Origin of the sequence: Aliagarivorans marinus DSM 23064 (assembly GCF_000429485.1) — a bacterium.
GTDB lineage: Bacteria > Pseudomonadota > Gammaproteobacteria > Enterobacterales > Celerinatantimonadaceae > Aliagarivorans > Aliagarivorans marinus.
Genome location: NZ_KE386907.1, coordinates 41,194 through 51,402 on the forward strand (window position 1 = coordinate 41,194; position 10,209 = coordinate 51,402).

The 10,209-nt window shown below is 49.2% G+C and carries 11 protein-coding genes and 2 tRNA genes; 7 read left to right on the plus strand and 6 right to left on the minus strand.

The annotated features are described in order from the left end of the window. Window positions 1-8: 8 nt before the first annotated feature. On the minus strand, window positions 9-989 hold the full coding sequence (gene pheS, locus G461_RS0114680) for a phenylalanine--tRNA ligase subunit alpha (protein WP_026972395.1): 981 nt from the start codon (window positions 987-989) through the stop codon (window positions 9-11). A 228-nt stretch (window positions 990-1,217) separates the two neighbouring features. Here pheS and G461_RS0114685 point away from each other — a divergent pair, with 228 nt between their 5' ends. Together G461_RS0114685 and G461_RS0114690 are read left to right on the plus strand one after the other, a co-directional pair. Continuing rightward, window positions 1,218-1,598 carry a hypothetical protein gene (locus tag G461_RS0114685; protein ID WP_157360331.1) on the plus strand — a complete coding sequence of 127 codons (381 nt, stop codon included), beginning with the start codon at window positions 1,218-1,220 and terminating at the stop codon, window positions 1,596-1,598. 1 nt (window position 1,599) lies between these two features. Further along, entirely contained in the window at window positions 1,600-1,899 is a 300-nt protein-coding gene (locus G461_RS0114690; protein WP_026972397.1) for a hypothetical protein, read from the plus strand. Window positions 1,900-1,983: 84 nt separating this feature from the next. On the opposite strand, the gene rplT is transcribed toward G461_RS0114690, so the two are convergent. The 4 genes from rplT to thrS all read right to left on the minus strand — a co-directional run bounded on the left by rplT (window position 1,984) and on the right by thrS (window position 5,124). Continuing rightward, on the minus strand, window positions 1,984-2,337 hold the full coding sequence (gene rplT, locus G461_RS0114695; protein ID WP_026960106.1) for a 50S ribosomal protein L20: 354 nt from the start codon (window positions 2,335-2,337) through the stop codon (window positions 1,984-1,986). An 18-nt stretch (window positions 2,338-2,355) separates the two neighbouring features. Beyond that, entirely contained in the window at window positions 2,356-2,553 is a 198-nt protein-coding gene (rpmI, locus tag G461_RS25955; protein ID WP_084405112.1) for a 50S ribosomal protein L35, read from the minus strand. A 99-nt stretch (window positions 2,554-2,652) separates the two neighbouring features. Continuing rightward, complete coding sequence (gene infC, locus G461_RS0114700) at window positions 2,653-3,195, minus strand: translation initiation factor IF-3 (protein WP_084405111.1); 543 nt, start codon at window positions 3,193-3,195, stop codon at window positions 2,653-2,655. Between the two features lie 3 nt (window positions 3,196-3,198). Beyond that, entirely contained in the window at window positions 3,199-5,124 is a 1,926-nt protein-coding gene (thrS, locus tag G461_RS0114710) for a threonine--tRNA ligase (protein WP_026972398.1), read from the minus strand. A gap of 204 nt (window positions 5,125-5,328) precedes the next feature. Between thrS and G461_RS0114715 the strand changes: the two genes are divergently transcribed. From G461_RS0114715 to G461_RS0114735, 5 genes are all read left to right on the plus strand, one after another. Further along, the gene (locus tag G461_RS0114715) at window positions 5,329-5,532 is read left to right on the plus strand and encodes a CPXCG motif-containing cysteine-rich protein (RefSeq protein WP_026972399.1); all 204 of its coding nucleotides are present in this window, start codon (window positions 5,329-5,331) and stop codon (window positions 5,530-5,532) included. 175 nt (window positions 5,533-5,707) lie between these two features. Further along, entirely contained in the window at window positions 5,708-7,093 is a 1,386-nt protein-coding gene (locus G461_RS24365) for an MATE family efflux transporter (protein ID WP_084429266.1), read from the plus strand. Beyond that, window positions 7,090-8,097 (plus strand): DUF3080 family protein, encoded by a 1,008-nt coding sequence (locus G461_RS0114725; protein ID WP_084429268.1) that lies wholly within the window; start codon window positions 7,090-7,092, stop codon window positions 8,095-8,097. Before G461_RS24365 ends, G461_RS0114725 begins: the two co-directional genes overlap by 4 nt. A gap of 147 nt (window positions 8,098-8,244) precedes the next feature. After that, window positions 8,245-8,321 (plus strand) — tRNA-Val (locus tag G461_RS0114730). 16 nt (window positions 8,322-8,337) lie between these two features. Further along, a tRNA-Val gene (locus G461_RS0114735) sits at window positions 8,338-8,414 on the plus strand. A gap of 69 nt (window positions 8,415-8,483) precedes the next feature. On the opposite strand, the gene G461_RS0114740 is transcribed toward G461_RS0114735, so the two are convergent. Next, window positions 8,484-10,208 (minus strand): response regulator, encoded by a 1,725-nt coding sequence (locus G461_RS0114740; protein ID WP_026972401.1) that lies wholly within the window; start codon window positions 10,206-10,208, stop codon window positions 8,484-8,486. Window position 10,209: the final 1 nt, after the last annotated feature.

Sequence of the window (10,209 nt, forward strand, 5' to 3'; positions counted from 1 at the left end):
ATTAACCCTTATTTGAATTGCTTGAGGAAACGTAAGTCATTTTCGAAGAAGCTACGCAGGTCAGTTACGCCGTAACGCAACATGGTCAAGCGCTCTACACCCATGCCGAAGGCAAAACCGGTGTACTCTTCAGGGTCAATGTTTACTGCACGCAGTACGTTGGGGTGGACCATGCCGCAGCCAAGTACTTCCAGCCAGCCGTTCTTACCGAGTACGTCAACCTCGGCAGAAGTTTCAGTGAACGGGAAATAAGATGGACGGAAGCGCACCTGCATGTCCTCTTCAAAGAAATGCTGCAAGAAGTCGTAAAGCACACCTTTCAACTCGGTGAAGTTCACGTTCTTATCAACCATCAGGCCTTCAACCTGGTGGAACATCGGCGTGTGAGTCTGGTCGTAGTCGTTACGGTATACGCGGCCCGGCGAGATAATTCGGATCGGCGGCTTCTCGGTTTCCATGGTACGGATCTGTACGCCAGAAGTCTGGGTGCGCAACACCAACTCGGGGTTAAAGTAGAAGGTATCGTGATCAGCACGCGCTGGGTGGTGGGCCGGGATGTTCAAGGCATCGAAGTTGTGGAAGCCATCTTCGATTTCCGGGCCTGATTTAACCTCAAAGCCTAAATCGCCAAAGAAGTGCTCGATGCGCTCAATCGTGCGGCTAACCGGGTGCAAACCACCCTGCTCGTTCGCCCGCCCGGGTAGGCTGATGTCAACGGTTTCGCTGGCGAGTTTTTTGTTCAGTTCAGCTTGTTGCAGCTGTTCGCGCTTTTCATTCAGCTCTTGCTGAATCGCCTGCTTGGCTTGGTTAATCAGTTGACCGGCTTTAGGACGCTCTTCTGGAGAGAGTTTACCCAAGGTTTGCAACTGCTTGGTCATTAGGCCTTTTTTGCCTAAGAACTCGACACGAACGGTGTCTAGCTGTGCAATGTCTGAAGCGTCTTCAATTTGCGCTTTGGCCTGACTGATCAGTGCATCAAGATCTTGCATGTTTTCCTCAATTTCCACTCTAGGAAAGGCGGTTTGGTGATTTGCATTAAGAGCGGAATATTACTGTAAATACCCGTTTCTAGCCACCCAATAACCAGAAAAATGTAAGTAAATTCAGTCACTGGGAAGCCTTTTGGAAGGCGTAGCCTGCGCTTGTCATTGCTCGCGTTCAAATTAGGCGATCGTAGCCCACGCTAAACAGTAATTGCTCAACCAAGGAGCGCTGGATTGATTTCCCGCAAGCCGCTTACTCGTCGCTGCTTTATTATGACAATACAATCAGCAATGGAGTGTAGAGTGTTGAATTTATTATATAAACGCATTTACTGTTTCGCGTTCTTTGGTCTCGTTGCATTTAGCGGCCATGCAAATGCTCAAACTGAGGACACCAGCAAACAGATAGTGCTCGTCAACAGCTCAAAGCAGCCCGTTAAAGTCGAGCTTGATGGCGCGGTCATTAGTTTGCCACCAGTTGGTGGAAGTTTTATTGGATGTGTCGAAGAGCAGATAGTAGGGCTGGTCGTTCACGGCCAACAAAATCGCTATATCGAGGTGACTTGCGGAGAGCGACTTGGGTTTCCGCTAACGAGCACAACGGAGGGCAACTAATATGCGATTGATTCCCATCGCTTTTATACTGGCGCTAATCACCGGCTGTGGCTCTGACGAGTTCGGATTTTCACAGTTCCGCTGCGATATCGTAGAGTCCTTCGCATGGAATGACTTCGACAGACAGCATGACCTACAGCAATGCTGGAACATTGAATCCACCTCTTCGCAATCTGAGGCCTTAGATATCTGCCTCGCACGAGTAATACGCTATGCCGAGGATCGATATGTTTTCGATAGCAACGGCGAGCCACCACACACTATTGTTTATCAAGTATCAGAAGGCCTATGCGCTGGTTGAGTTTTCAGCCACGGAATTTAGACAATAAAAAAGAGGAGCAGATGCTCCTCTTTTACTTGCCTATGTTGTCAACGCATTAAGCGATTACAGAGCAGCTTTGGCCTTTTCAACCAAAACAGCGAAGGCAGCTTTGTCGAATACAGCGATATCAGCCAGGATCTTACGATCGATTTCGATAGACGCTTTCTTCAGACCGTCGATGAAACGGCTGTAAGACAAACCATTTTGACGAGAAGCAGCGTTGATACGTGCAATCCACAGTTGACGGAATTGACGTTTGCGCTGACGACGGTCACGGTAAGCGTATTGACCAGCTTTGATTACTGCTTGGAACGCTACGCGATAAACGCGTGAACGAGCACCGTAGTAACCTTTAGCCTGCTTTAGAACCTTCTTATGACGTGCACGAGCTTGTACACCGCGTTTTACTCTAGCCATTATTCAAACTCCTCTAACTTATGCGTATGGCAACATACGGTTAACCGCAGGTACGTCTGAAGCACTCATCATGTGCTTAGGACGCAGGTGGCGTTTAACCTTAGTACGACGCTTAGTCAGAATGTGACGAAGGCCAGATTGTTTAAACTTGTAACCGCCTGAAGCGGTCTTTTTAAAGCGCTTAGCAGCACCTTTGTTTGACTTCATTTTTGGCATTTTAAATGCACTCCGCATTGTCGTTAATAAATGTGCAGCAAGGCGAACAAAAACAGCTCACGGCGTAGCGCGAGCTGCTCGGTTACTTTTATGCCTTAACTACTTCTTTTTCGGGGCCAGCACCATGACTGCCTGGCGACCTTCCATTTTCGGGAAAGCCTCAACAACAGCCAGTTCCTGCAAATCGTCTTTAATACGGTTTAACAGGTCAAAACCGAGGTTTTGGTGCGCCATTTCACGACCACGGAAACGTAGCGTGACTTTGGCTTTGTTGCCCTCTTCAAGAAAGCGAACCAGGTTGCGTAGTTTTACCTGATAGTCGCCTTCGTCAGTTCCAGGACGGAATTTAACTTCCTTAACCTGGATCTGCTTTTGCTTCTTCTTTTGTTCCTTAGCGTTCTTACTTTTCTCGTAAAGGAACTTGCCGTAGTCCATCACGCGGCACACTGGTGGCTCTGCGTTTGGCGAGATCTCTACCAGATCCATGCCTGCGGCTTCAGCTGCACGAAATGCTTCGTCCAGACTTACAATACCAACTGCTTCACCATCTGCTCCAGTGAGGCGGACCTCGCGAGCGCGAATTTCTTCATTAATTTTATGTGCTCTAGCAGCTTGCTGCTGCCCACGTCTTCCGGCTTTTATAACTTAATCCTCGATCTTGTTATTTTTACGTTCTGCGATTTCCTGTTGAACGGTCGCAATAAAGGTGTCGACGTCAAATTTGCCCAGGTCTTCGCCTTTACGAGTACGCACTGCAACTTGGTTAGTTTCGACTTCTTTATCACCAACCACAAGCAGGTAAGGAATGCGCTTCAAAGTGTGTTCGCGGATTTTAAAGCCAATCTTCTCATTTCTCAAGTCCGCAGTGGCTCTAATTCCAGCATTATTTAGCTTAGCGACCACTTCGTTGGCAAATTCGGCCTGATTGTCGGTAATGTTCATTACCACAACCTGCTTTGGCGCCAACCAAGTTGGGAAGAAGCCGCTGTACTCTTCGGTAAGGATACCGATGAATCGCTCAAGCGATCCCAAGATAGCGCGGTGAATCATAACCGGCACTTTACGCTCGCCATCTTCAGCAACATAGCTTGAGCCCAAACGGCCAGGCATTGAGAAGTCCAGCTGGATGGTGCCGCACTGCCATGCACGGTCAAGACAGTCGTACAGGGTAAACTCAATCTTAGGCCCGTAGAACGCACCCTCACCTTCTTGAATCTCGAAATCCAGGTTGTTGGCTTTCAGAGCTTCGGCCAGTGCTTCTTCAGATTTGTCCCAAGTGGCATCATCACCGATGCGCTGGTCTGGACGAGTAGACAGTTTTACGTCGATCTCATCAAAGCCGAAGGTCTTGTAGGTATCAAATACCATCTCGATACAGGCAGTCACTTCCGCCTGGATCTGCTCTTCGGTACAGAATACGTGAGCATCATCTTGGGTAAAGCTACGTACGCGCATCAGGCCGTGCAGTGAACCCGAAGGCTCGTTACGGTGCACAATACCAAACTCCGCCATACGGTATGGCAGGTCGCGGTAAGACTTCAAACCTTGGTTGAAGATCTGCAAGTGGCCCGGACAGTTCATTGGTTTAACTGCATAGGTGCGCTTTTCTGACTCGGTGGCGAAGATATTGTCGTGGTACTTATCCCAGTGACCGGATTTCTCCCACATGGATACGTCCATGATCATTGGGGCGCGAATTTCTTCGTAACCATACTTATCGAGCTGCTTACGCATAAAGCCTTCCAGCTCTTTGTAGATGGTCCAGCCATCAGCATGCCAGAACACCATACCCGGAGCTTCTTGCTGCCAGTGGAACAGATCCAAGGCTTTACCAATCTTACGGTGGTCGCGCTTCTCGGCTTCTGCCAAGCGCTGCAAGTAAGCTTTCAACTGCTTCTTATCGGCCCAGGCGGTACCGTAAACACGTTGCAGCATCTTATTGTTGCTGTCGCCACGCCAGTAGGCACCGGCCACGTTCATAATCTTGAAGTGGTGACAGAACTTCATGTTAGGTACGTGCGGGCCACGACACATGTCCACGTACTCTTCGTGGTGGTACAAGCCCGGACGTGCATCTGCATCGATACCGTCGATGATTTCTACTTTGTAGCTTTCGCCGCGCGCTTCGAATACTTCACGCGCTTCGGCTACTGAAACGTTTTTCTTGATAACGTCGTAGTTGGTTTTCGCCAACTGCAGCATGCGTTTTTCAAGATTATCCAGATCTTCCTGGGTTAGCTTGTGCTCTAAATCGAGATCGTAATAGAAGCCATTATCGATGGTCGGGCCGATGGCCATCTTGCACTCGGGGAACATCTGCTTAATCGCATGTCCTAACAAGTGCGCGCAAGAGTGGCGAATAATTTCGAGGCCGTCTTCGTCGCGAGCGGTGATGATTGCAACGTCTGCGTCTTGCTCAACTAAGTCACAAGCGTCAACGCGTTCACCATTGATACGGCCGGCAATGCAGGCTTTAGCGAGACCGGGACCGATGTCCTGAGCAATCTGCATAATCGATACGGCTTCAGCGAATTCGCGCTTTGAACCATCAGGAAGAGTAATAACTGGCATGAGAATCCTTATTTTACAGTGGTGATGCCTACCAAACATCACATGCAAAAATTCGTTACTGATTGAATTGATTAAATAAGTTTGCCCGTACAGTGGGCAAGCAACGTGCAATGTTAACTGGCCGGGCGCGCGCTTTCAATAGTGCTGCGAAAAGTAGGCGTTTATTCGGGTTATGGTCATACTAGAAGAAAAAGGAGCCCGGTTATGAAAGACTACCTAGCGAAAAATATTCGTTGTCCTAACTGCGGCCACCACACCTCCGTCGAGCTAGACGCCAGCAATGGTGACCAAGAATTCTACGAAGACTGCCATGTCTGTTGCCACAGCATCCATTGCAGGCTGGAGCGAGACGAGCTCAGCGACAAACTCAGGCTATACGTCGATGCCGATGACGAGCAAATCTTCTAGTTAACACCGCCGCTGAACCCGCACACATTTAGTCGCGGGCACAGATAGTTAGCTTGCCTGTTTTTCTACCCGCGACCCACGCGCACTGATATCATAACGCCCTGATTTTCCGGATCCCGGTGCGCATTCTCACAGCGGAGGTAGTATCCCGTCCCAGCGACGTCTCTAATGCTCTATGAATAGATTTTCTCAACGTTTCTCCAAGGAAATACCCGTCATTCTTCGCTTGGTTGCGCCTATCGTGGTTGCCCAGCTCACTATTACCGGAATGTCGTTTGTCGATACCATTATGGCGGGGCAAGTCAGCCCTACCGATTTGGCTGCAGTGGCGGTTGCAGCCAGCTTTATGAATCCGGTTATCCTGTTTATTCAGGGGATACTGATGGCGGTTACCCCATTGGTCGCCTATCAGATTGGCGCCAAACGTAGCGAGTCGGCCGCGCCACTAGTGCAGCAAGCGCTTTACATTAGCTTGTTTTTGGCGGCCGTGGCTTGGGTGCTGCTGTACCTAAGCCCTCAGGTGTTTGATATGATGGATGTCGACGACTCGCTGGTCATGCTTACTTCACGCTACCTGGTGTTCGTGAGTTTTGGTCTGCCTGCGTTTGCGAGCTACCAAGTGCTACGCGGACTTAACGAGGCAACCTCGAACATTAAAGTTATTATGCTGATCGGCGTGGCCGGGCTGGCGCTTAACGTGCCGGTTAACTATGCCTTCATCAATGGCGTAGGCCCTCTTCCCGCCTACGGCGGCGCAGGTTGCGGCATTGCCACCGCAATATGTAACTGGTTTATGTTGCTGGTGATGGTTGTCTATCTTAAGCGCAGCAGTAAAATGGCGCGCTTTGCACTGTTTTCTACCTTACACCCGCTTGATTGGGCGTCAGTGAAACGCATCTTCTCGCTAGGCCTGCCTATTGGCGGCGCGATTTTTTGCGAGGTTACCCTGTTCTCCATGATTGCCCTGCTGCTTAGCCCGCTGGGTGCCAACATCGTAGCCGCTCACCAAATCGCGCTTAATTTCACCTCCATGGTGTTTATGTTGCCGCTGAGTATCGGCATTGCTCTGACGATTCGGGTAGGCCACCACATGGGGGCGAAAAACTACCCCGATGCACAAGCCGCTTCTTATAGTGGGCTAATCGTTGCCACCGCGATTAGCGTGATCACAGCGGCGATCACCGTCATTTTCCGATACGAAATTATCGCTTGGTATACCGACAACATGGCCGTTGCAGCGATCGCCGCGCCACTGTTTATCCTCGCAGCGCCCTACCAATTCTCCGATGCTATGCAGGTATGTTGTGGCGGCGCACTACGTGGCTATCAGGACACCCGCTTCGTATTCGCGGTCACATTAGTCAGTTTCTGGCCCATCGGTTTGGGCATTGGCAGCGTACTCACCTTTAAGGATTGGATAACCGAGCAACCGCTTGGGGTTGAAGGGTTTTGGTGGGCTATGGTTCTGGCATTGACCACCTGCGCCATTGGGCTATTTAGCCGCCTGGTTTGGGCATCTAACAACCCATTACGCCTCAAGCTGGTTAGTCACCATGAATGAAAAGATTAACGATTAAGACGCTTTTATTAGTTATCGGTGGTGCAGCCGCTTTAGCAGCTGCCTATCACCTACTTTCCCGACCGCCCCTTCTTGAGCGGGTAATGGTCGAGTATCAACAGCGCCTAAGCCGGGTACTCGAAACACCCGAACCCGAGCGACCAACCAAGCAACATTTCCCTATAATCGAGTGGAAACAGTACCTGCGGCCCGAACCTAGCATCCAAATCAGCTTTTTAGATAGCTTCGAGCTCAGCGCCTGTGGCTTAAACGATGCGGTCATCAAAGCAAATTCACCGCTTGGCAAAACCACCCACGGTGTGACCACACTGGTGCAACACCTGGAGATCGGCAACGGGCTGTTCTATTGCCTGCAGCAAGCCGATCTTTCCAGTGACGTTAAGGCGTTACTTGAGCCCGCTTCTATCGCCAAAACTCAAGCCATACCGTTGTATTGGAATAATTACTTAGCGCAAGAGCCGACGCTCAGGAACCTGTGGCTAAGCGCAACGCCGCCGAGCACTGACACTTCGGAGTCATATCAGCAGCTTGCAGCTACTCTAAGCGCGCATTTGGCTCTGTTAGAAGAGAGTACCGTTGAGCACCGTGAACCTGATAAGGCGCGCTGGCTAGCGCACAACAAACGCCTCGAGCAAGCTCCAAGTATTGCCGGCCTAATCGAAGAACTGGACTTAGCAAGTGAGTGGCTGGCGCTAAACGCCGAAATTGTCGCGGACTATCACCCATTCTGTGCGGACAATGCCCAAGCGGGTAAACGGGAGATACTCTCAAACGTGCTGCACAACTACTATATGGCCCACGTGCAGCCCTATCTGGCAGAGCTAGACCACTCAGCATTGTTGCTGCTAGAGGTGCTCCCCCATTATTACCCCGACGAATGGGGCCTCACCGCTGTCTTAAGCGGAGCACGGGCACACTTTCACCGGGCGACCAAAGCCCACGTAAATGCCTGGCAACCTATACTCGATGGGTGCCAAGGCTTGTAGTTGTTATGGTTTTAAATTAGAGAATCTGAGTGACAAACCGCACATTCTTTTGCCGATGCGCGTACAAAATCATCAAACAAACAACAGCCTGCCAAAATCTTCTTGCACGCCTTACGGCTTATAGATAGTATTCCCAGCGTCTTCAGTACGACCGTAGCTCAGCTGGTTAGAGCACCACCTTGACATGGTGGGGGTCGGTGGTTCGAGTCCACTCGGTCGTACCAAACATTTCTAATGTATATCCGCGTAGCTCAGTTGGTTAGAGCACTACCTTGACATGGTAGGGGTCGGTAGTTCAAATCTACTCGCGGATACCACTTTTCTCTTTGATAAAACCTGTTTTAAGCGCAGCCCTTCTCCGGCAAGCGATTACCTCATAGACTGACTTAACCTTCTAACATACCCAATACTTCCTTGCGATTAGTAGACTCGCTAATCAGGCCTTTAGAGCCCGTTTCATAGGGTATCGATAGCTCTCGTAAGAACGCGTGCCGTGCTTTAGTGCATTCTTTGCGACTCACCCTGATACTTTCTAACCACTTTATCATTGATTTGGGTAAGAGCGCCTTCAACGAAGAATATTTCTCTAACAAATTTGGCGTATCGAGATTGCTTTCGAAGTTCGCATTAAGCTTTAGCAGTTTGATTTCAGTCGACTCGAAAAACCGCTCTACTAACAGGTCGCAATCCGTTAACACCTTAGAAGGGTCGGATTCGATAGCACCATGTAACTGATCAAGCTTTCTACTGACCAGAAAGAAACGCTGGAAATCCTCTTTACTAACGTCAACCAGCAATCTTACTTTTTCGCTGTGCTTTGCGAGTTCTTTTTTCGCAACTAATATGTCGCGCAGATTAGAAAACAACCAACGTTCATGTGCGACGACAGACAAGTAAAGCGCTATCGCTTGTAGTTTAGACTCGAGATTGTATAGCGCATCCACTTGATTAGAGACGGCCAGCATCAGGTATTCTGCAGTCTCTTCAACCATTTGTTGCTCATAGAAAAAGCAAGACATGTATAAGTCAAAGACACAATCGACCTTTTGATTTTCAGTATCTATTTGTCTTAGCCTAAAGCTACACTTTGCTCTTATCTCAAGCAGCTCGCTCTGTAGGTGCTTTTTGAAGGCTACTGACCTCGATAGGCGACTGTACATCAAAAATAGATCCAAATAACGGCTAACTAACTCTACCCATTTGTCATCTCTGAGAGGCAAATAACGAGACAGTATTCTGCCTGCCTCGAAGAAGACTGTTTGATCGTTCTCCAGCGCTGCGAGTTTAGCCAATCTAATGGCTCGCGTTGAGCTTGAGGGCGACAGAATTAACGCTTGTTGGGACATTCTTAACGCACGTTCGCTAAATCCCTGCTCTTCAAGATAGGTTGATAGCAAATCATAAAATGGAACATATCGAGGCTGTCGTTCAATCGCTCTTTGTAGAGTTGCTACCGATTTAGAGCGATGGTTGTTGCGCCAATGTAGCTTGGCTTCGGCCATGTCTCGTCTGGGACTATTTCGACTGTCACTTTTCAGTGATATCCATTCGTCCAGATCTTCCCAATGGCCTCTGTCCTCTAAAAGCTTGAGATAAAATGACTCTACCTTGCTATTATCACCCCGTAACAGCTGTGCCTTTAGATAAGACAGGCATTTACTTGCCTGCCCGCGGTCAAGTAAATCGTACGCAGGTTTCAGCCTCTTCACGCTTAACTGAATGAAGTCAATTTTCTTGCGAATATCCTCTCCACGGACGGGCTTGGTAATGAAACTGTCGAAATCATCTGAGAATACGGATAGCACCACATCGCTACTGTTATCCCCAGATATCATAATCACACCGCATTCACGTTTAATTAGACCATCTATCCGCAGCTGTCTGACCAACTCGCCGCCGTGAACGCCATCGTTCAGGTGGTAGTCCAACAAAATGATGTCGTAACGTTTATGCCGACATTTGCTGACCGCAGTTTCATCATCACACGCGGTATCCGCTTTAGTTATACCAAGCTTTTTAAGTTCGACGACCAGTAGCTGAGCTGCAACTCGGCTATCATCAATAACCAAAACATCAAGTGCAGCTCGGCTGTCTGTGTTTTGTTTCGCCACC

What these genes read in the sequence shown, in the direction of transcription:
- pheS (WP_026972395.1), bottom strand. Translation starts at nt 989, where the DNA reads ATGCAAGATCTTGATGCACTGATCAGTCAGGCCAAAGCGCAAATTGAA.
- G461_RS0114690 (WP_026972397.1), top strand. Translation starts at nt 1,600, where the DNA reads ATGCGATTGATTCCCATCGCTTTTATACTGGCGCTAATCACCGGCTGT.
- rplT (WP_026960106.1), bottom strand. Translation starts at nt 2,337, where the DNA reads ATGGCTAGAGTAAAACGCGGTGTACAAGCTCGTGCACGTCATAAGAAG.
- rpmI (WP_084405112.1), bottom strand. Translation starts at nt 2,553, where the DNA reads ATGCCAAAAATGAAGTCAAACAAAGGTGCTGCTAAGCGCTTTAAAAAG.
- thrS (WP_026972398.1), bottom strand. Translation starts at nt 5,124, where the DNA reads ATGCCAGTTATTACTCTTCCTGATGGTTCAAAGCGCGAATTCGCTGAA.
- G461_RS0114715 (WP_026972399.1), top strand. Translation starts at nt 5,329, where the DNA reads ATGAAAGACTACCTAGCGAAAAATATTCGTTGTCCTAACTGCGGCCAC.
- G461_RS24365 (WP_084429266.1), top strand. Translation starts at nt 5,708, where the DNA reads ATGAATAGATTTTCTCAACGTTTCTCCAAGGAAATACCCGTCATTCTT.
- G461_RS0114725 (WP_084429268.1), top strand. Translation starts at nt 7,090, where the DNA reads ATGAAAAGATTAACGATTAAGACGCTTTTATTAGTTATCGGTGGTGCA.